This window comes from Mesorhizobium sp. WSM3868 (assembly GCF_002294785.1).
In the GTDB taxonomy this organism is placed as follows: domain Bacteria; phylum Pseudomonadota; class Alphaproteobacteria; order Rhizobiales; family Rhizobiaceae; genus Mesorhizobium.
Genome location: NZ_NSGB01000017.1, coordinates 1 through 20,764, shown reverse-complemented (window position 1 = coordinate 20,764; position 20,764 = coordinate 1). Strand labels below are relative to the sequence as shown.

Genomic DNA, 20,764 nt, shown 5'->3' with positions numbered 1-20,764 from the left:
GTAGTCGTGATGGGGGTCGCCGGCTGCGGCAAGTCGGTGATCGGCGAAGCGCTGGCCGAGGCGCTGGGCGCGGTCTTCATCGAGGGCGACCTATTGCATCCACCAGAAAACGTGGCGCGCATGGCGCGCGGCGCGCCGCTGACGGATGCGTTGCGCGAGGGTTGGCTCGATGCCATCGGCGAGCGCATCGCAGCTTCCGTCGGCGAGGGACACAAGCCGGTGGCGGCCTGTTCGGCGCTGAAGCGCAGCTACCGGAACCGGCTGCTCAGCTTTTGCCCCGGCATCGTCTTCCTCTATCTGAAGATCGATCGCGAGACTGCCTGGCGACGGGTGTCGGGGCGCAAAGGCCATTTCATGCCGGCGAGCCTGGTCGACAGCCAGTTCGCGACCTTGGAAGAACCGGAGCCGGACGAAGCGGCGGTGACGGCGGATGGCGCGCGGAGCGTCGCCGCCATCCTAAAGCAAGCACTGAGCTCAAGCCCCTCGAGCTGAACAGGTTCAGGCGACGCAGTTTTCAGGCTTCGTTCTGATGCATGTCGTTGACGCAAAACCGCTGCGAGTCTGGGGGAAATGCATTATGCGGCGTCGCCGCCGATCGCGGCTTGATCCTGTTGTCCGGTGAGCCGGTTGGCGCTGGACCAGGCCATCATCTGCTCGGGATACGATTTGACCGCTTCCAGCAGCCGGTCGCGCTTGAGCAGGATATAAGCCGCTTGCAGAACGAAGTTCTTTGCCGCCACGTCCTTTGCCGGCCGGGATGCAGGCTGGGCAGCGTTGGGCTTCAGTTCGGGACTGACGATCGCCCGGTATTCGCGAAAGGGCACAGTCTCAAGGGTCGACATGCCAAACAGCGCAGCGCCGGCGCGCGCCGCAAAATTCGCCGGCGCCGAGGCGAGGTGGGTCCAGCCACGCTCGCCCATGGCGCTCTCGGTGAAGGTAGATCCCGCGTGGATGGTGTTGGTCATCAGCACGACTCCGTTCTCCTTCAGCGTCTTCTGGATGCGCGCCGTAACCTGGTAGGCGTCGGCGCGCTCGAATACGATGCGGCTCTTCAGAAACCGGTTTTCGACCTCGATCAGCGGCCTGTTGATCACATGCAGGCCGAATTTGCTTTCCGAAAAGCCGTGAAAGTTGACGCTCACCTGGTGCGCTTCGATGCCGGCTTCGAAGAGGGCGCGCTTGCCCATGATGGTCTGGGCGATGAACTGATCGCACCAGACGATGGCGCCGCGGCCGCGCTGCAAGGCCTCGCGCAAGCCGTCGATGCCTTCCAGCCGGATTGCCGGCGACCAGCGCCTGCCAGGCGCCAGATGAGCGGCAAGCATCAGACGGCGGCGATGCGCGGCGGCGAGATGTCCCCTGAAAAGGCTTCGCGTGTCGGCATCATCGCCAAGCACCGCTTTGATCGCCACGTCATAGCGCGCGAAATCCTTGCGAAAATGACGCTTGCGTCGAAGCGTCGAAACCCAATCGCAGATCGGCGCCCACCAGGCTACCGGCAACACCGCCGCCACGCCGAGATAGAACAAGGAAAGCAGGCTTTCGCGCAGATCCTTGTTGGAGACGCTGCGCAACTTGCCGGGGCGGAGGAGCTTGCGGCTGAAGAAGCGGACGGTCTCGCCGCGCTCCGGCACTGCAACGTCGGCGATGATCTCGGTATGATAGACGCTGGCGGATGACGGTTGCCGGTTGGCCCTGCGGGACTTGCCAAGCCGAGGCAGCCTCATGCGTCAGATACCCCCAAACCTTCATACATCCGTCAGCCGATTTACAGCGTCTGTCGCGGACAGACAACCAACGGCGAGGCGGCGCGGCTGAGCGATCAGATCTGCGACGTGAGTTCGACCGGGAAATCGTCGTTGTCGGCGTCGCGCATGGCGGCAAGGCTGCGGTTGTCGAGCACCTCGGCGATCGCCTGGCGCACTTCCAGCATCATGTGACGGACCTGGCACGTCGCCTCGTCGCAGTCCTCGCAGCGCTGATATTGCGTGCGGCTGGCGCAAGGGATCGGCGCCAACGGCCCGTCGAGCACGCGCACGACATGGCCGATCTTGATCTCGGAAGCGGGCCTGGCGAGGCGATAGCCGCCTTCCTTGCCCTTGCGGCTCTGGACGAAGCCGGCATTGCGCAATTCGCCCAGGATGGCGTCCAGGAACTTCTTCGGGATGTTGTTTGCGACCGCTATGTCGTTGACGAATGCAAGCTGGCCAGCCGGCAGGCCGGAAAGATGCACGAGGGCCTTGAGGCCGTATTTGCCTTTTTTGGTCAGCATGCCCGATTCAGTTTATCAAACCCCAATCGCCTGCATCTGGCGGTTGTTTGTGTGCAAATCATGACAGTTTGGCCGCGCTACGCGGTTTGGCACAACAATTCTTCGACACAGGTTTAGGCACAAACGCCTTGATTCTTCGTAACGTTTTTCACATTGGCCGCGTTGATTTCGTCGGCAAAGTGATGCCGGCTCCAGATTGAAAAAAGCCGGCGATGGCGACGGCGATGACGGCTTGCCACTTCTTTTGATTGTAAGCGCTACCGGCTGCCATAGGCCTGATCGAGCAAGCCGCCTGCCGCGAAATGCTCTTTCTGCACCCTGTCCCAGCCGCCGAAGACCTCGTCTACCGTCAACAGGCGCACGTCGGGAAACTCGGCCTTGTATTTGGCGGCCACTGCTGCGTCGCGGGCCCGCAGGCCGTTGCGGGCGGCAATGTCCTGGCCCTCGGGCGAATAGAGGAATTCGAGATAGGTCTTGGCGAGATCGCGGCTACCGTGCTCGTCGGCGATCTTATCGACGATCGCCACCGGGAATTCGGCCAGCAGGCTGACTGAAGGCGTGACCTGCTCGAACTTGTCGTCGCCATATTCCCTGCGGATGCCGCGCGTTTCGGATTCGAAGGTGATCAGCACGTCGCCGATCTCGCGCTGCACGAAGGTGGTGGTGGCGGCGCGGCCGCCGGTGTCGAAGATCGGCACGTTGGCGAACAGCTTGGCGATGAACTCCTTCACCTTGGCGTCGTCGCCCTTGAAGGCCTCCTTGGCGTAAGCGGTGGCAGCGAGATAGGTATAGCGCGCATTGCCTGATGTCTTCGGGTTGGGGAAGATCACCTGCACGTCGTCACGCACCAGATCGTTCCAGTCCTTGATGTGCTTGGGATTGCCAGCACGAACAAGGAAGGACGGCAGCGAATAGAAAGGCGATGCGTTGTCTGGGAAATCCTTCTGCCAGTCCGCGGAGATCAGACCCCTCTTGACCAGGAAATCGACGTCGGTGACCTGGTTGAAGGTGACGACGTCGGCTGCCAAACCTTCCGCGATGGCACGAGCCTGCGCCGAGGTTCCGGCGTGGGACTGATCGACGGTCACGCCGGGATGCTGAGCGATGAAAGCCTTGTTGATGTCGGCAAACAATTCGCGGCCGACGTCGTAGGAGGCATTGAGCAGCTTGTCGGCCGACCAGGCTTGGGAGGACGCGAGGACGACGAAGCCGGCAAGCGTGGCAATACCCAGCAATAAGCGCTTCATGAAAACGGTCCTCCTCCAGACAATCAGAACTATGGTGTGACCATAAAAAGGAAAGCCTGGCTGCGCGAGGCACGCGGTCCGGGGGACGCACGAGCAGCGGGAAAATCTCCCGCCCGAACAGCCGCTTGCTAGGATTTTCTTCCAACCTGATTCATCGGGGCCACTGCCGCGCGCCCGGAAGCGGCAGGCGGCAAACAGGTCAGGAGGCCGGGAAAAGCTTCCAGCGCCTCGGCCTGAAAGCCACCCGGCTCTTCTGTGCCGCCGGATGATCGACCGGCAGCTCGATCTCGACGCGCTGACGCTCGCCGCCGATCTCGAGCTCGACCCGCCTTGTGCCGGCGACGCGGCGGCTTGCGGCGACCGTCCCGGCAATGCAGCCGCTGCAGCCGTCGAGCAGCTCGACATCGTGCGGACGAAAGTAGAGCAGGGCCTCCCCGGACGGCGCATGCGGCGCCTGCAGGCCGACCGGTCGGTCGGCGAGCCAGATCTCGCCATTGTCGACCTTGACCGGCAGCGAGCTCGATTCGCCGATGAAGCTGTAGACGAAAGGCGAGTTCGGCGTGTCGTAGATCTCGTCGGCCGAGCCGACCTGCTCGATGCGACCTTGGCTCATGACGACAACGCGGTCGGCGAGTTCGAGCGCCTCCTCCTGGTCGTGGGTAACGAAGACGGTGGTGTGGCCGGTGGCGTCGTGGATTTCGCGCAGCCAGCGGCGCAGCTCGCGGCGCACCTGCGCGTCAAGCGCGCCGAACGGCTCGTCGAGCAAAAGCACCTTGGGCTCGATGGCCATGGCGCGGGCGAGCGCGACGCGCTGGCGCTGGCCGCCGGAAAGCTGTGCCGGATAGCGCTTTTCCAGCCCCGACAGCTGGACGAGGTCGAGGAGTTCCGAGGCACGGCGGCGGATCTCCTGCGCCGAGGGACGCGCGGCGCCATGCCGGACCTTGAGGCCGAAGCCGATATTGTCGGCAACCGTCATGTGGCGGAACAGAGCGTAATGCTGGAACACGAAGCCGACATTGCGCTCCTGGATCGACTTCTGCGAGGCATCCTCTTCGCCGAAGAAGATGGCGCCCTTGGTGGGCCGCTCCAGGCCGGCGATCAGGCGGAGGAGCGTCGTCTTGCCGGAACCGGATGGCCCGAGCAGCGCGATAAGCTCGCCCGACCTGATGTCGAGCGAAACGTCGTGGAGCGCCGGAAACCGCTCGAACTCCTTGCGCACGTTGACAACGCGAACTTCCATACAGATCCCTCAATCAACTGATGCATGCTATGCGGTTTCGGGCGGCATGCATCTAATGTCCGCGCGTCGCGGCAATCTCGGCGCCGTAGCGCATCTCCAGAAGTGTTTTCAAGACCAGCGTCACCAACGCCAGGCCGGCAAGCAGCGAAGCGACTGCGAAGGCGCCGACGGCGTTATACTCATTGTAGAGAATTTCCACATGCAGCGGCATGGTGTTGGTGAGGCCGCGAATGTGACCTGAGACCACCGACACGGCGCCGAACTCGCCCATGGCGCGCGCGTTGCAGAGTAGCACGCCGTAGAGCAGGCCCCATTTGACGTTGGGCAGCGTCACATACCAGAAGGCCTGCCAGCCATTGGCGCCGAGTGACAGGGCCGCCTCCTCGTCGCCATTGCCCTGTTCCTGCATCAGCGGGATCAGCTCGCGGGCGACGAAGGGGAAGGTGACGAAGATGGTTGCGAGCACAATGCCCGGCACGGCGAACAGGATGACGATGCCATGCGCCTTCAGCCACGCGCCGAGCAGGCCTTGCGCCCCGAAGAGGAGCACATAAACCAGGCCGGAAATGACGGGCGACACCGAGAACGGCAGGTCGATGAGGGTGGTCAGAAAGGCCTTGCCCTTGAACTCGAACTTGGCGATCGCCCAGGCAGCCGAGATGCCGAAAATGAGGTTGAGCGGCACGGAGATCGCCGCCACCAGCAGCGTCAGGCGGATCGCCGAGCGCGTGTCGGGGCTGGCAAGCGCCTCCGTGTAAGCGCCGATGCCTTTGCTAAGCGCCTCGTGGAAGACAACGATCAGCGGCAGAAGCAGGAAGACGGCGAGGAAGGAGAAGGCTATTCCCATCGCCACCCAGCGCACCGGCCGGCTTTCGGTCACCGCGGCCGATTGGCTTTCGTGGTGCGGTTCGTAGGATTTGATCTCGGGATCAGCCATAGCGCTTGCGGCTCCATGTCTGGACGAGGTTGACGACCAAAAGCATCACGAAGGACAGCGCCAGCATGATCGCGGCGATCGCGGTCGCCGCCTCGTAATTGTATTCCTCGAGCCGGATGACGATGAGGAGCGGCGCGATCTCCGACTTGAAGGGCAGGTTGCCGGCGATGAAGATGACCGAGCCGTATTCGCCGACACCGCGCGCGAAGGCGAGCGAGAAGCCGGTGACGATGGCCGGCGCCAGTCCCGGGAAGAGCACGCGGGTGATGGTCTGGAAGCGGTTGGCGCCAAGCGTGGCGGCAGCTTCCTCGACCTCCCTGTCGAGCTCCTCCATGATCGGCTGGACGGTGCGCACCACGAAGGGCAGGCCGATGAACACCAAGGCGATGACGATGCCGAGCGGGGTGTAGGCGACCTTGATGCCGAGTGGCATCAGAAGCTGGCCAATCCAGCCATTCGGCGCATAGAGCGTGGTGAGCGCGATACCGGCGACTGCGGTGGGCAAGGCGAAGGGCAGGTCGACCATCGCATCGGCGATGCGGCGGCCGGGGAACCGGTAGCGGACCAGCACCCAGGCGACGATGGTGCCGAAGACGACGTTGATCGCGGCGGCCAGGAAGGCGGTGCCGAAGCTGATCTTCAGCGCATTGAGGGTGCGCCGGTCGACGGCGATCGCCCAGAAGTCGGTCCAGCCGAGCGCGGCCGAACGCCAGACCAGCCCCGAAAGCGGGATGAGGATGATAAGCGTCAGGTAGGCAAGCGAGAAGCCGAGCGTCAATCCGAAGCCCGGAATGACACTCGGCTGTCTGAACCGCCACCCCGCCTTGGCGGGTGCTGTGTTCATGCTGTTCTGGATCGTCCCTTCTTACTCAGACCAGAGTGCCCTTCGCCTCGGCTCGGGCACTCGTACAATAGACCCAATCAGGTTTCATCCGGCCCATGGCCGCCATGCTTCATTGGGCGGGCTTGTAAATCTGGTCGAATATACCACCGTCGCCGAAATGATAAGGCTGCGCCTTCTTCCAACCGCCGAATTGCGGATCGTCGATGGTGACGAGCTTGATTGCCGGTAGCTTGGCGAGATCCTCGGCAGGCACCAGGTCGGGCTTGGCCGGACGATAGTGGTTCTTGGCGATGATGGTCTGGGCTTCCTTCGAATAGAGCCAGCTCAGATAAGCCTCGGCGACCTTGCGGGTGCCCTTGGCGTCGACATTGCCGTCGACGACGGCGACCGGCGGCTCGGCCAGGATCGAGGTCGGCGGGTAGACGATGTCGAAATTGTCGGCGCCGAATTCATCGAGCGCGAGATAGGCTTCGTTCTCCCAGGCGATCAGCACGTCGCCCAGCCCCTTCTGCGCAAAGGTCACGGTCGAGCCGCGGGCACCGGTATCGAGGACCGGGACATTCGCATAGAGCTTGCCGACGAACTCCTTGGTCTTGGCTTCGTCATTGCCGTCATTGGCATTGGCATAGGCCCAGGCGGCGAGGTAGTTCCAGCGCGCGCCGCCCGAGGTCTTGGGGTTCGGCGTGATTACCTGGACGCCGTCCTTCACCAGATCGCTCCAGTCATGGATGCCCTTGGGATTGCCCTTGCGCACCAGGAAGATGATGGTCGAGGTGTAGGGGGCCGAGTTGTTCTCGAACTTCGTGCGCCAGTCCGGATTGATCTTCTTCGTCTTTGCGGCAATGGCGTTGATGTCGCCCTCGAGCGCGAGCGTCACGACATCGGCGTCGAGACCGTCGATGACGGCTCGCGCCTGGGCGCCGGATCCGCCATGCGACTGTTGGATGGTAACGGTTTCCCCGGTCTCCGCCTTCCAGTGCGCGGCGAAGGCCTCGTCATAGGCTTTGTAGAGCTCACGGGTCGGGTCGTAGGACACATTGAGAATGGTCGTATCGGCAAACGCGAAACCGAGGGTGCCGAACTGGACAGATGTGGCGACCAGCGCGCCGAGCAGTTTCCCGAAATGAGGGTTGGTCATTTCCGCCTCCGTTGAACGGCCCGAACTCTAGCGAATTTATAGAAATTAGATGCACTGAATGTTGCCTTTTTCATCTCCTTGCAGCAATTTTTCGCTGAGGGGTGGCCAGTCGAGGAAATATCTTCCTCACGTGGCGGCAACATGGATCCTCGTCAGCGGGCCTAATTAGAAGCGGTCGCGGTCACGGCAAGCCGTGTGGCCCTAGTCGGCGGTCACCGGAAAATCGAAGCGCTGCTTGGGAACGGCTCGTCGGCAAGGGTGAAATGCCACCATTCGCGCGCATAGTTGCCGAAGCCGGCGGCGCGCATGGCCGAAAGCAGCATCGTGCGGTTTGCCGTCGCTTGGAGGGGCAGCGGGCGGTGGGCCGTCTCGCTCGCCGAATCGAAACAGTCGAATCCGGTGCCGAAGTCGAGGGTGCCGGGGTCAGTCGCGCCGCAGGCGCGATGAGCCGCGGTTGTCTCGTCAAGCTCAGCGACGGCGAGGTCAACGGTCGAGCCGCGCGAGTGGCTGGACAGTTCGCCGACATAGCCTCGGAGATGAGGTCGCCGCGGTCGACCTTCGGATACCACTGCGGGTCGGGCGGGCCGCCTTGCCATGTCCATCTGCCCATGTCGGCGACGGCGCGTGCCGGGCGGTAACAGTCGAAGAGTATCAGCGTCAGGCCCTTGGCCGTTGTTGCTTTCTGGACGACGGACAGCGCCTTCGCCGCCGGCGCGGTCAGGATGCAGACCGGCGCTTCGTAGCCGTCGACCTTGCGCTGCAGGAAGTTTACCAGCCCGGCATAGCGGATGTCCTGGCGAATGGTCGGATCGACATTGGCGAGCCGGACGAATCCGGCGGGCAGGGGGTCGGCGTGGGCGGAGAAGGCAGCCAGGAGAGCCAGTGCCGGGAGGATTATAGCTGCTCCCGCTGAAGGACGGGTGTGCTTCGCGATAAGCCTCGAGAGAAGTGCCTTTCGATCCTTGAAAGGCGCAACGCGCCGAATCGCTTGCCGGATTCTATTCAACGAAAACCTTCACGCTCGCCGCGCGCCCGGCGGCGTCGATAACGGTGAGAGTCGAATAGCCGGTGCCGTCGGGCTGCCAGGTCGCGGTGCGGCGGCGGTCGATGCCGGCGAGCGGCTTGCCGTTGGCAAGCCAGCGGAACGGCGCGCGGCCGCCTTGCAGCTTCAGCACAAGCGGCGAAGCGTCCGCAGAGTTGGTGCCGAGGTCGACGCGAGCCCCGTCCGGCGGGAAGACGATGGTGGGCGCCGGCTCGGTCGGCGTTGCCTGCACCAGCCCGTCGGAGCCGGCGCCGAAGCGGGCGAGCGTCACCGGCAACTCTTCGCGTTTGGGATTGAAGAGACCCGGCGGCCGGCCGGGCAGCGGCACGCTCGCCAAACCCGAGCGGACAAAGCCTTCGAACAGGATGGGCGCGGCCGAGACATAGCCGGAGAGGCCAGGTACCGGGCCGGCGTCGGCACGGCCGACCCAGACGCCAAGCACATAGCGGCCGTCGAAGCCAACCGACCAGGCATCGCGATAGCCGTAAGATGTGCCGGTCTTGTAGGCGATGCCGCGCTGGGCCGCACCTTCGGGCGGCTTCACGCCGGACAGGATGTCGTCGATCTGCCAGGCGGCCTGGTCGTCGAGGATGGTGGCGGTGACGCGCCCGGCATTGGCCGGCTCGGTGCCGTCATGCAGCGTGTGCATCTTGCCGCCATTGGCGAGGCCGGTATACAGCTGCACCAGGTCGCGCAAAGTCACGCCGGCGCCGCCGAGGCCGATCGCCAGCCCGGGCGCCTCGTTGAGCGGCAGGACCAGGTTGACGCCGGCCTGGCGGAAGCGCGCCGTGAGCCGCGCGGGACCAACTGCGTCCAGCACCCGGATCGCCGGCACGTTGAGCGACAGCTGCAGCGCCTGCCTGATGCTGACGTCGCCTTGGTAGCCCATGTCGAAATTCTTCGGCCGGTAGCCGCCAAAGTCGGCGGGGCTGTCCTCGATGATCGTCTCCTGCGCCACCAGGCCTTGCTCGAAGGCAAGCCCATAGATGAACGGCTTCAGCGTCGAGCCGGGCGAGCGCACTACTTTGGTCATGTCGATCCAGCCGGATCGGCTGGCGTCGAAGAAATCGGCTGAACCGACTTCGCCAAGAATGTCGCCGGTGCGGGCATCGGCCATCACCATGGCGACGGAAAGCTTTGGGCCGAGCTTCCTGGCGGCCTCTTTCGCCACCTGTTCCAGCCCTTGCTGAACACTGCGGCGGATGGTGAGTTGCAGCGGCTTGCCGGGTTGAGCCTTGGGCAGCATGGCGTAGGACGCATGCGCGGCCAATGCCGGCAGCTTGCGGCGCAGGCCGGAGACGTCCTCGAGCGCGGCGCGCGCTGCCTCTCGTTCGTTGAGCAGACCGGCCGAGACCATGCGGGTGAGCACGCGGTCGCGCGCGGCATGCGCGATGTCGAGGTTGCGGTCTGGCCGGCGCTTTTCCGGCAACTGCGGCAGCGCGACCAAAAGTGCTGCTTCCGATACGGTCAGCCGCTTCGGCTCCTTGCCGAAATAGGCGAGCGAGGCGGCGCGCACACCTTCCAGGTTGCCGCCATAGGGCGCCAGCGTCAGGTAGCGCTCGAGGATTTCGCGCTTGGACAAACGCCGCTCGATCTGGATGGCGCGCAGGATTTGCCTGGCCTTGGAGGCGAGGCTGCGGCTGTCGCGCGGCTCGATCAGACGGGCAAGCTGCATCGAGAGCGTCGAGCCGCCGGAAACGATGTGGCCGCTGGTGGCGAACTGCCCGGCGGCGCGACAAAGCGCCAGCATGTCGACGCCGCGGTGGTCCCAGAAGCGCTTGTCTTCATAGGCGACCAGCATGTCGACGAACTGCTTGTCGACCTGGTCGAGCCGAGTTTCCAGCCGCCAATAACCGTCCGGTGTGGCGAAGGCGCGCAAGAGTTCGCCGTCGCGGTCCTGCACTTCGGTGGAGACCGTCAGCGGCGCCGGGAGCGGCGGCGGGAAGGCGCGGTCGAGCTCCCAGAGAGCGGCGACGGAAAGGGCAAGACAGGCGGCGGAGGACGCTGCCGTTATGGCAGCGCGGCGCAACAATTTTTTGGAGAGCATGGCGCTGCCCCTCACCCTTACCCTCTCCCCGTGAACGACGGGGAGAGGAGGGCGTCAGCGCTGGAGCTTGTCCCTTCTCCCCGTCTTTCACGAGGATAAGGTGCTGGCAGTTGGATGATGGGCAGCGCTATCGACATGTTTGTGATCGCCAGCGTCGGAATACTTACTCCGCCTTGACCTCCATCATGCCGGAGGCGGTGCGGGCCGAATATTGCGGCCGGTACATGTCCTCCACCGTCGCCGCCGGATGGGCATAGGTGCCGGGCGTCACGGCGCGCACGACATAGGCCAGCGTGATGTTGCGGTCGCCGTCGCCTTCGTTGGGATTGAAGGCGGCGACGAAGCGGTCGTCGCGGAACTCCAGATGCGCGGCGTCGGTCTGCGCCAGCCAGGAGAAGTTCGACAACTGAGCGCTGGACACCAGGCTCGGATTGTCGATCTCGAAGCCGGCCGGCAACAGATCGGTGATCAGCAGGCGCGAGGGCCATTTGTTCTGCTCATAGACCTTGAGCACGACCACATAGCGTTCGTTCTGCCTGGCCTCGGTGATGTTGGCCTTAGTGCCGTCGAGCCTGTAGTAGGTACGATCGATGGTGAAGCCGTCGCCGCCGGCCGGCAGCGGCTCGACGGGTGCGGCCACCGCGGTGACCACCGCCTGCAGCGCCGTCGTGCCGGTGTTGGCGATGGCGAGCGGGCTGTCGACAAGGTCGTTGCCGGCAACCCGATCGGAATAGCCGCCGGTATGCGGCGCGCCGTTGACGGAAAGCGTGATCGAATTGTTGCCTTCCTTCAGCGCCCTTGCCGCAAGGAGCATCCAGGATTCGTCCTGCGTGCTCGTCCAGCGGGCGTCGGCGCGTTCACGCGCCACCAGCCTGATCAGCTGCGGCACGATGCTCGGCACCGGCTTCGATTCCGCGGCCAGCGCAAGCATCGCCGCGCCGTCACGAAGGGGCGAGCCATAATCGGAGCGATAGTAGTCGTATTCGGTGCTTGCCTGCGCCAGCCGCAAGGCCGTCTGGAAAGTCGCCTCCGAACGCTGGGTGTCGCCATAGAGCGCCAGGCTCGCGGCCAGTTGGGCGACAGCCATCGGGCTGGAGAAGGACTCGAGCTGCGTGTCCGAATAGTAGCGCAGATCGCCGATCGAGGCCTTCTTGTTGCGGGCGAGCACATAGAGCGCGTAGGCGATCTCGCTGCCGCGATCCTGGACGTCCTGGTCATAACCAAGCGAGTTCTGCAGGTTGTTCAGCGCCTGGTTCATCGCCTGAGCCGGCACGTCGTATTTCTGCTCGCGTGCCCGGGTCAGGAACTCCGTGACATAAGCATCGAGCCAGAGATCGCCGGACCCCGGGCCCCAGAGGCCGAAGCTGCCGCTTGATGCCTGGTAGCTCAGCACCTTGTAGACGGCATCTTGGATGCGCCCATGCAGGTCCGGATCGCTCTCCATGCCGATGCTTTTGGCCATGTCGTTGACATAGAGCAGCGGCAAGGCGCGGCTGGTTGTCTGTTCGGCGCAGCCATAGGGGTAGCGATCGAGCGTCATCAAAAGCGAAGGGACGTCGAAGGCGGCTGCCTGCGAGACGCCGATGCTGACCGAAGCACCGTCGAGCACGCTTGCGGCGAGCAGCTCCTTGTCGACGCGCAAGGCTCCGCCATTGGGCTTCAGGTCGACCACCATGCGGTTGGTGACCGGGAGCTGCGCCGGGCGCACCGGCAGGTAGAGCGTCTGCTCGACCTCCGTTCCGCCGTCATGCGCGAGCTTGACGGTGATCGAAGCGTCGCCCGCCGTCTGCGCGATCAGCGGAAATGAGAGCGCTTGCCGCTTGCCCTGGCTAAGCGTCAGCTTCTCGGGCAGGGGCTTGTCGCCGGTCGAGAGATCGCCGGTCGTGGTGACCGACAGCTTGTAGTCGCCGGCAGGGCCGTCGGTGTCGGCGATGTCGAGACGCATCGTCGCGGCATCGCCAGGCGCCAGGAAGCGCGGCAGGCCGGCGGTGATCACCACCGGATCGCGCACGATGACGTCGGTTTGAGCATGGCCGACGGCCTCTTTGGTCCAGGCGACGGCCATGACGCGCACGGTGCCGTTGAACTGCGGGATGTCGAAATCGATCCGCGCCTTGCCGTTGGCATCGAGCTCGACCGGGCCGGAGAAGAAGGCGACCAGCTTCTCGGTCGGCGGGCTGCCCTGCGACTGCATGTTGGCGCCGTCGCCGCCGGTCCGCAATTTGCCGGTGGTGCCGAGCGAACCGTCGATCAGGCGGCCATAGAGGTCGCGGATTTCCAGACCCAGCATGCGCTGGCCGAAGAACCAGTCCTCCGGATCTGGCGCCTTGTAGTTGGTGAGATTGAGGATGCCGACATCGACGGCCGCGACCATCACATAGGCCCTGCTGCCGGCTTGCGCGCCGCTGACGGCGACCGGGATCGACAGCTGCTGGCGCGGGGCCGTCTTTTCAGGCGGCGTAAGCGCAACAGTGAGCTTTTTCGAACCCGGATCGACGGTCAGCCATTTGACGCCGATTGCGCGGGCCGGCATGCGCGATTCCTGCGCATCGCCGGGCCGGAACAAAGTCGCCGTGACATAGGCGCCGGCGCCCCAGTCGTTGCCGACCGGGATGTCGACGGTGCTGCCGCCGGTCGGCACCGAAGCGGTGACGGTCTTCAACAGCTTCTCGGCGCCGACGGTGACCAGGAGTTCGCCGGCAAAATGCGGCGACACCTTGAGCTTGGCCACCTCGCCGGCGGCGTAAGTGTCCTTGTCGAGAGCGATCTCCAGGCCGTCCGGTGTTTCGGTGGTGGTCGAGGCGACGTACCAGCCGGCGTCGAACTCATAGCTGGTCGCCGGGCCATCGGGGTCGGCCGTCTCGACCTCGAGCCGGTAGCGGCCCCAGTCGACAGGAAGCGACACGGTCGCCTCGCCGTCGGCTTTCAGGTCGATCTGGCCGTTGGCGACGGCCTTGGTGAGGTTCACCGCTTCATAGTTCCAGGAATTGTTCGAACGGTACCACTGGTAATTGCGCTCGACCTTGACCAGCGACCACTGCGCGCCCTTCAGCTCCTCGCGTTTGCCGTTCGGATCGACGGCGATGATGCTGAATTTCGCCGTTCCGCCTTGCGGCACCTCGCCGCCTTCGAAATCCGGGCGGATGCCGATCATCTCCTTTTCCGGCTGGACGGCGATGTCGAGCGAGCGCTCGACGGCACGGCCGCCGGCTTCGCGCATGCGGACTGTGACCTTGGCGTTGATCAGCTTGGTCGTGGAGGGCAGTTGGTCGATCGAGACCGGGAAGGTCGCCTTGCCGTCGTCGCCGACGAGGGGAAGGTTGGCCAAAGGCGTCACCGAAGGTTCGGCCGACTGCTCGTCGGCGAGACCGAAGGTGAAGTCCTTGAACCGATCCCAGCTGTCCGTGGTCGACAGCGTCATCTCGCCTTCGAGCGCGAGGCCGGCGGCCGGCGCGCCATAGAGGAAGCGGCCGTCGACGCTGACATTGGCTGTCTCGCCCTGCGCGATTTCCTTCTTGTCGGCCGTCAAGTCGAACTCGATGCGATCCGGCACGAAGTCTTCGACCAGGAACATATGGCTGGCGACCGGTGCCTGCTTGGGATCGGTGTAGATCGACACCGACCAGGTGCCGCGCATGGCGTTAGGCTCGAGCGACAGATCGACGGCATGGGCGCCGGCGGAAGCGCCGTCGCTGACGATACGGCGGTTCTCGACGCCATCGGGTCGGGTGAAGATGAAGGTCAGCGGCAGGTTCTCGACCGCCTTGGCGGCGCCGTCGCGCGCAAGGGCGGCGACATGGACGTCTTCGCCGGCGCGGTAGATGCCGCGCTCGGTCCAGGCATAGACGTCGAGCGCGCCGGGCGCGGCACGCCCGGCAACGCCGCGGTCCGACAGATCGAAACCGGCGCGGCCCATGTCGAGGAAGACGAAGTCGTTGTCGCCCTGCTTGGCCATCAGCACCGCCGGCACCATGCCGCCTTCGCCGCGCGTCAGGCCGGGGTTGAAAACGGCATGGCCCTCGGCGTCGGACGTCGCCGTGCCGAGGATTTCATTGTTCTTGGCAAGCAGCGTCAGTTCGGCGCCGGCAATCGGCTTGGCAGAGCCCAGCGAGCGGGCAAAGACGTTGAGACCGTCCTGGCCGGTATAAGTGGACAGACCGATGTCGGAAACGACGAACCACTGGGTGGCGCGCGAACCATAATCGTCGCTCTTGTCGTCGACCGGCTGGGCGGTCAGCACATAGACGCCGGGCTTGCGCTGCGGGATCGCTTCGTCGACCGGGAAGGAGGTGGTGACCTCCTTGTTGAGGTCGTTGGCGATGTCGAGCGTGCCTTCCCAGACCGGCTCGCCCATCTGGTCGGAAATGGTGGAAATGTCGTAGCCGTCGAGCTGATGCAGGAACTGGTAGCCGGACAGAAGCTGCGCCAGCGATCGGTCGCCGATGCGGTAGAGCTTCATCTTGGCGGCGCTCATGTTGACGGTGACGACCGGAATGCCGCGGCGGGCGCCGGCCGGCAGCACGAAGCTGTCGCCGGTGAAGCGGGCGGACGGGGCGCGGTCCTGGACATAGATCGACAGCACGACCGGAGCGGCAATCGTCTCGCCGATCGCGGCCGGCAGACCGGCGCGGAAGGTCACGTCATAGTGCTGGCCATGTTCAAGCCCTTCGACGCAGATCTGCTTGTCCTTGGCTTCGACAGCCTTGGGAGCGGCATTGTCGACGGTGACGAACTGCGAATAGTCGACGCCGGTCTTCACCAAGTCCTCGGAGAACTGGGCGCAGATGCGCGGCGAAGAGGAATCGGCATCGACGGAATGGTCGATGACGCGGAAACCCTTGCGTGCCTTGAGGTCGGCGTAGTCGGCCTGCACGGCTGGCGAGTTCACCAGCGCAAGGCTCGCCTCATAGGCCTGAATGGCCGGCCGGAAAAGGTCGCGCTTGTCGAGGCCGGCGGCAAGCAGCGCCAGCGCCTCGGCGCGGGTCTTTGCCGTGCGCACCAGCTTATAGGCGTTGAAGGCCGCCGAGGTGACGTTTGCCGGCAGGGTAGAGGGTTCGGAGGTGTTGGAAGCCGGCTGCACGCCGAGCGTCTCGCGCGCCAGCGCCAGCCAGAGCGCGCCGTCGTCGGGCAGGACAGACAGCGCCGCCTGGTATTTCTGCATGGCCAGGCGATGGTCGCCGGTCAGCGCTGCCTGCTCGGCCGCGGCTTGAAGTGCGGCCAGCCCTTCGGTCGGCTTGTCATAGGCCGGATCGGTCAGCTTGTTGCGGAACTGCTGGGCCTGATCGGCCATCCAGTTGGGGAAGAAGGCAAGTGGAGGCGGCGCGCCGATATCGGGGTCGCCATCGACGTTTGCGACTTTGCCGGCGACTGCGCCGCTGAAGGGTTTCAGCTGATTGTAGTCGGATTTGAGAAAGCACCATTTGGCCTTGGTGTTGTAGGTGAAGGCGCGGCAGGCGGGATCGCCGAGGCACGTGGTCTTGCATTGGTCGAGGCTGACATTCTGGTCGGACCTGAGGTCGAAACCGAAATAGTCGGAGTTGTCGGTCGTCACGATTCGCCGGGCTTCGGCCGCTTGCGCGGCCCCGCTCAAGGCAAAGAACAGAAGAACGAGGAAAGAGAGACCACGAGCCGCGCGCATTGCCATATCACCCTCCCGACATTGCAGCGTCCGGCCATGATCAAGCATCAAATAGGCTTGTCAACGCCGAACGCGGCAGGTTTTCAACCCGCCAACGGTTTCCATGCCGGCCACAGGCCGGTATTTCGACAGAACCTCCATGGGACAAGGGTTCACGCTTTCTTGCGAAGGCGCAAAAGGTGTGAATTCCAAGCCCGGTCTATTTCAGACAATTGGATTGTGGCCCCTTTACGAGCGTTTCAGAACTTCATTCCAATTTTAGTTTTGTCGTCTAGGTTAGCGTAATGCCGGCGTATGAAACGCAGATGTCAGGAGGGATCGCGCCAGGGCGCGGGCTTCCGCGCGCCCTGCTTTTGGCGCTCGTCTGCGCGGCCATGCTCGCCGGCGAAGCGCGGCCGGCGGCTGCTTTCGAGATTTTCGGCATCAAGCTTTGGGGCTCGTCCAAGGACGAGGATGCCGACATCGTCGATCCGCTGCGCTATTCGGTGACCATTGACGCTCCCGATGCCGACAAGGATCTGGTCAAGAAGCTGGAAGATGCCTCGGCGCTCAAAAATGACGAGGAGCATCCGGTATCGGGGTCGCTCGGCTTGATGGCCAAGGCGCGCAGCGACCGCGAGCAACTCGTTGCCGCCCTTTATGCCGACGCCCGCTACGAGGGCGTGGTCACCATCACCATAGAGGGCAAGTCCATCGACGAACTGCCGCCGGACGCCGAATTCAAGGGGCCGCAGCCCATTCCGGTGGTCGTCAGCATTGCCGCCGGGCCGAAATTCACCCTCGGCGACATCAGACTGAAAGGCGACGCGGCCGGCCTGGCGAGCGCCGATTTCGGCCTGATCGCGGGCGGCGACGCCAGTTCGGGTGCCGTGCTCAAGGCCGAAGCGGCGATCGTGCGAGCGCTCAAGGAGGAGGGCAGGCCGCTAGCCAAGGTGACGGATCGCGAGATCGTCGCAAACCATGACACCTCGACGCTCGACGTGACACTGACGGTCGCGGCCGGCCCGGTCGCCGGCTATGGCGACACCACCGTCGAGGGCACCGAAAAGGTCGATCGCGACTTCACCGAATACATGACCGACCTAAAGCGGGGCCAGCAATATTCGCCGCAAGAGATTGACGATGCCCGCGATCGGCTGCTCGGGCTCGAAGTCTTCAACAGCGTGACCATCAAGGAGGGCGAGAGCCTCGACGCCCAAGGTAACATTCCGATCGACGTCCAGGTGAGCGAGCGCAAGCCGCGCTTTTTCGGCGTCGGCGGCACGTTTTCGAACACGGAAGGACTGGGGCTCGAAGGCTATTGGGGCCACCGCAACCTGTTCGGCCAGGCAGAGAAGCTGCGCATCGACGGCTCCATCAGCGGCATCGGCAGCAACAGCATTTCCGCGCTCAACTACAATGCCGGCATCATGTTCGAGAAGCCGGGGGTGCTCGGGCCGACATCGAAGTTCTTCACCGGCGTCAAGACCGTGTTGGAGCACCCCGACGCCTATGACCATTTCTCGGTCAAGGGCGACGTTGGAGTCTCCTACGACCTCGACAAGAGGCAGCGGGTCTCGGCCGAATTCGACCTCGACTACTCGAGGATCACCGACGCCTTCGGCAAGCACACCTATCTGATCGCCAGCATTCCGCTGCAATATGTCTATGACAGCCGCGACAACAAGCTCAACCCGACCAGGGGTTTCCGGGCGCTCGCCTATGCCGAGCCGAGCTACGACATTTTGAACGGCGCGACCTTCCTTAAGTTGAAGGGCGAAGGCTCGGCTTACCAGTCGCTCGATACGGCGAGCAAATTCGTCCTCGCCGAACGCGCCACGCTCGGCTCGATCGTTGGCACCGGGCTGCAGAATGTTCCGGCCGACAGGCGCTTCTATTCCGGCGGCGGCGGCTCGGTGCGCGGCTATGCCTATCAAGGTATCGGCCCGAAGGACATCGACGGCCAGCCGATCGGCGGCCTGTCCCTGTTCGAGACCTCGGTCGAGATGCGCATGGCCGTCACCGACACGATCGGCATCGTTCCGTTCGTCGATGCCGGCACGGTCTCGACCAAATCCTTCCCCGATTTCTCCGACGTCAAGGTCGGCGCCGGCGTCGGTCTGCGCTATCTTACGCCATTCGGGCCGCTGCGCATCGACGCCGCCGTGCCGCTCAACCGCGATCCGGGCGATCCGCATTTCGGCCTCTATGCCGGCATCGGTCAGGCGTTCTGATGATGAGGATATTCTGGCGCATCCTTCGTATCTGCCTTTACACGCTGCTCCTGCTGCTGGTGGTGGCGATCGGCGCGCTCGCCGTGCTGACCGGCACCGAAGGTGGCCGTCAGAATCTCGCCGGTCTGATCTCGAAGCTGGCCTCGACCGAGGACCGCAAGATCACCGTCAGCGGTATCGAAGGCATCTGGTCCGGTCAGCTCAGGCTCGATCATGTCGTGCTGGAGGATCGTACCGGGCCCTGGCTGGTGGCGCGCAAGGTGGCGCTCGACTGGTCGCCGACGGCGCTTTTGTCGCGCAACTTCAGCGCCGATCGCATCGAAGCCGAGCGCATCGAGTTGGCGCGGCTGCCACGAGCCGGCCAACAGCCGTCGCAAGGCGCATCGAACAGTCTGCCGGTCTCGATCGACGTCAAAGAGATCGAGCTGCCGGAGATCGCGCTCGGGCAAGAGCTCGCCGGCAGCGGCATTGCCGAACTTGCCGCCAAGGGTTCGCTCAAGGCCGATCCATCGCCGCTGGCGATCGACACGGTGCTCAAAGTCGCCCGCCGCGACGGCAAGCAGGGCAATGTCGACGCCAAGGTCCGTTTCGCGCCGGCCGACAACAAGCTCGACCTCGATCTCAAGGCGTCGGAGCCGGCCGGCGGCATCATCGCCAATTTGCTCAAGCTCCCCGATGCGCCCCCCGTCGATATCGTCGTCTCCGGCACGGGGCCGCTCGCCAATTGGAACGGCATCGGCACGTTCGTTGTCGACCGTCAGATCGTCGCCCAGCTCACCGGCCGCCATCAGTTGAGCGACAGGGGCCACTATATCGAGGCCAAAGGCGACGGCGAATTCGAGCGCTTCCTGCCGGAGAAGTTCAAGTCGCTGTTTGCCGGCAAGACGAATTTCGACGTGGCCGGGACGGCGACCGCGACAGGCGGGATCGATATCGAGCGCGCAATTGTAGAGAGCGGCGCCGTGCACGGCACGGCCATCGGCAATGTCGACCCGAAGGGCGCCAGCGATCTTGCCGTCGAGCTCTCCGCCAAGGACAAGCCCGTCACCATCGACGTCGGCACCAGCGCGGTGCCGATCCTGGTCGCGGTCGAGAAGGCGACCGCACGCGCCTTTGGCGACGGCAAGGCGCCGATAGTCGACATCGGCACCTCCTTGGCCTCGATCGCCGTCGGCGGCACGCAGCTCAACAATGTGACGGGACAGGTCCATTCCGACGGCTTCGACGTCGCGACCCGCACCGGGCCGGTCAATGTCAAGCTCGCGGCCGCCGGTCTGAAGACCGACGTGGCGACCCTGGCGCCGCTGGTGACGGGCAAGCTAGCCGCCGATCTCGCCGGTTCGATCAGCCGAGACACCGTAACCGTCGACCAGGGCACGTTGCGCAGCGATGCGCTCAATGCCGCGCTGACCGCCGGCGTCTCGCTCGCCGATCTGTCGATGACGCTGAAAATGAACGCCGACGCCGTATCGAAGGCGCTGCCGCCGCAGATCAGCTCGCTGCTTGGCGACCGGGTGAAATTCTCGGCTACCGCGACCCGGGATCCGGAAGGCGCTTTCGCGGCCAACGAGCTGGAGCTCACCTCGGGCTCGCTCAGCGCCAGCGGCACGGCCAGCGCGCAAGGCTCGGACATCCAGGCAAACGTAAAGGGAACGCTGGGCGATGTATCGGCGCTGTCGTCGCTGGCGGGCACGCCGCTTGCCGGCGGGGTCAATTTCGCGCTGACCGCCAGCGGTCCGCGCTGGGCGCCGGATTTCTCGGTGTCGGCCGACAGCGCGAGCCTGACGGCGGCCGGCCGCACGGTGAAGGACATCAAGCTCTCGGCGAAGGGCAAAGCGGACATCGCCAACCCCTCGGCCGATATCTCGCTGACGGGCAGCGTCGAGGAACAGCCGCTCGACATCGAGGCGTCGTTGGTGACTGCCGCCGGCAAGCGCGCGATCAGGGGGCTTAGCCTTGCACTCGGCGACAACAAGGTTTCGGGCGACCTCGCGCTTGACGAAGCGTTCCTGCCGGTTGGCACGCTAACGCTGGCCGTTCCCGATGTCGGTCCGCTGGCGGCGCTAGGTGGCCAGACGGCGACCGGCGATATCAACGGCACGATCGCTTTCGCCAAGGATGGCGCGGCTCCGAACCTCACCATCAA

12 protein-coding genes and 2 pseudogenes are annotated in these 20,764 nt (G+C 64.5%); 3 read left to right on the top strand and 11 right to left on the bottom strand.

The window, feature by feature from the left end; translation table 11 throughout:
• The first annotated feature begins 9 nt into the window (after positions 1-9).
• Positions 10-492, top strand: coding sequence for a gluconokinase (locus CK221_RS23180; protein WP_095779397.1), 483 nt, complete (start codon positions 10-12; stop codon positions 490-492).
• An 83-nt stretch (positions 493-575) separates the two neighbouring features.
• Here the strand turns inward: CK221_RS23180 and CK221_RS23175 are convergent, their stop codons facing one another.
• The 11 genes and pseudogenes from CK221_RS23175 to CK221_RS23130 form a co-directional block, all read right to left on the bottom strand.
• The gene (locus tag CK221_RS23175; RefSeq protein ID WP_095779396.1) at positions 576-1,727 is read right to left on the bottom strand and encodes a hypothetical protein; all 1,152 of its coding nucleotides are present in this window, start codon (positions 1,725-1,727) and stop codon (positions 576-578) included.
• 95 nt (positions 1,728-1,822) lie between these two features.
• Positions 1,823-2,272, bottom strand: coding sequence for an Rrf2 family transcriptional regulator (locus tag CK221_RS23170; RefSeq protein ID WP_013530871.1), 450 nt, complete (start codon positions 2,270-2,272; stop codon positions 1,823-1,825).
• Positions 2,273-2,529: 257 nt separating this feature from the next.
• Positions 2,530-3,519 carry a sulfate ABC transporter substrate-binding protein gene (locus CK221_RS23165; protein ID WP_066990543.1) on the bottom strand — a complete coding sequence of 330 codons (990 nt, stop codon included), beginning with the start codon at positions 3,517-3,519 and terminating at the stop codon, positions 2,530-2,532.
• Between the two features lie 199 nt (positions 3,520-3,718).
• Positions 3,719-4,759 (bottom strand): sulfate/molybdate ABC transporter ATP-binding protein, encoded by a 1,041-nt coding sequence (locus CK221_RS23160; RefSeq protein WP_066990546.1) that lies wholly within the window; start codon positions 4,757-4,759, stop codon positions 3,719-3,721.
• Between the two features lie 52 nt (positions 4,760-4,811).
• Complete coding sequence (gene cysW, locus CK221_RS23155; RefSeq protein WP_066990548.1) at positions 4,812-5,696, bottom strand: sulfate ABC transporter permease subunit CysW; 885 nt, start codon at positions 5,694-5,696, stop codon at positions 4,812-4,814.
• Positions 5,689-6,540 carry a sulfate ABC transporter permease subunit CysT gene (gene cysT / locus CK221_RS23150; RefSeq protein ID WP_095779395.1) on the bottom strand — a complete coding sequence of 284 codons (852 nt, stop codon included), beginning with the start codon at positions 6,538-6,540 and terminating at the stop codon, positions 5,689-5,691. The genes cysW and cysT overlap by 8 nt, the downstream gene beginning before the upstream one ends.
• A 109-nt stretch (positions 6,541-6,649) precedes the next feature.
• Positions 6,650-7,678 carry a sulfate ABC transporter substrate-binding protein gene (locus CK221_RS23145; RefSeq protein ID WP_095779394.1) on the bottom strand — a complete coding sequence of 343 codons (1,029 nt, stop codon included), beginning with the start codon at positions 7,676-7,678 and terminating at the stop codon, positions 6,650-6,652.
• Between the two features lie 212 nt (positions 7,679-7,890).
• Positions 7,891-8,274 carry a M15 family metallopeptidase gene (locus CK221_RS31280; protein ID WP_245499158.1) on the bottom strand — a complete coding sequence of 128 codons (384 nt, stop codon included), beginning with the start codon at positions 8,272-8,274 and terminating at the stop codon, positions 7,891-7,893.
• Positions 8,265-8,684, bottom strand: a pseudogene (locus CK221_RS31275) (M15 family metallopeptidase); the annotation flags it as partial. The pseudogene CK221_RS31275 and the gene CK221_RS31280, both read right to left, overlap by 10 nt.
• A complete protein-coding gene (gene pbpC / locus CK221_RS23135) occupies positions 8,677-10,767 on the bottom strand; it encodes a penicillin-binding protein 1C (RefSeq protein WP_095779393.1) in 2,091 nt (696 codons plus the stop codon). The pseudogene CK221_RS31275 and the gene pbpC, both read right to left, overlap by 8 nt.
• 163 nt (positions 10,768-10,930) lie before the next feature.
• On the bottom strand, positions 10,931-16,411 hold the full coding sequence (locus CK221_RS23130; RefSeq protein WP_095779392.1) for an alpha-2-macroglobulin family protein: 5,481 nt from the start codon (positions 16,409-16,411) through the stop codon (positions 10,931-10,933).
• 278 nt (positions 16,412-16,689) lie between these two features.
• On the opposite strand from CK221_RS23130, the gene CK221_RS23125 reads away from it, so the two are divergent.
• Both CK221_RS23125 and CK221_RS23120 read left to right on the top strand, forming a co-directional pair.
• Complete coding sequence (locus tag CK221_RS23125; RefSeq protein WP_095779391.1) at positions 16,690-18,618, top strand: autotransporter assembly complex family protein; 1,929 nt, start codon at positions 16,690-16,692, stop codon at positions 18,616-18,618.
• Positions 18,618-20,764: pseudogene (locus CK221_RS23120) on the top strand (translocation/assembly module TamB); the annotation flags it as partial. The gene CK221_RS23125 and the pseudogene CK221_RS23120, both read left to right, overlap by 1 nt.

Excerpts from the sequence above, each read along its gene's own strand:
- CK221_RS23170 (WP_013530871.1), bottom strand. The coding sequence starts at position 2,272 with ATGCTGACCAAAAAAGGCAAATACGGCCTCAAGGCCCTCGTGCATCTT.
- CK221_RS23160 (WP_066990546.1), bottom strand. The coding sequence starts at position 4,759 with ATGGAAGTTCGCGTTGTCAACGTGCGCAAGGAGTTCGAGCGGTTTCCG.
- cysT (WP_095779395.1), bottom strand. The coding sequence starts at position 6,540 with ATGAACACAGCACCCGCCAAGGCGGGGTGGCGGTTCAGACAGCCGAGT.
- pbpC (WP_095779393.1), bottom strand. The coding sequence starts at position 10,767 with ATGCTCTCCAAAAAATTGTTGCGCCGCGCTGCCATAACGGCAGCGTCC.
- CK221_RS23130 (WP_095779392.1), bottom strand. The coding sequence starts at position 16,411 with ATGGCAATGCGCGCGGCTCGTGGTCTCTCTTTCCTCGTTCTTCTGTTC.
- CK221_RS23165 (WP_066990543.1), bottom strand. The coding sequence starts at position 3,519 with ATGAAGCGCTTATTGCTGGGTATTGCCACGCTTGCCGGCTTCGTCGTC.
- CK221_RS31280 (WP_245499158.1), bottom strand. The coding sequence starts at position 8,274 with ATGGCAAGGCGGCCCGCCCGACCCGCAGTGGTATCCGAAGGTCGACCG.
- CK221_RS23125 (WP_095779391.1), top strand. The coding sequence starts at position 16,690 with ATGCCGGCGTATGAAACGCAGATGTCAGGAGGGATCGCGCCAGGGCGC.
- cysW (WP_066990548.1), bottom strand. The coding sequence starts at position 5,696 with ATGGCTGATCCCGAGATCAAATCCTACGAACCGCACCACGAAAGCCAA.
- CK221_RS23175 (WP_095779396.1), bottom strand. The coding sequence starts at position 1,727 with ATGAGGCTGCCTCGGCTTGGCAAGTCCCGCAGGGCCAACCGGCAACCG.
- CK221_RS23145 (WP_095779394.1), bottom strand. The coding sequence starts at position 7,678 with ATGACCAACCCTCATTTCGGGAAACTGCTCGGCGCGCTGGTCGCCACA.
- CK221_RS23180 (WP_095779397.1), top strand. The coding sequence starts at position 10 with ATGGGGGTCGCCGGCTGCGGCAAGTCGGTGATCGGCGAAGCGCTGGCC.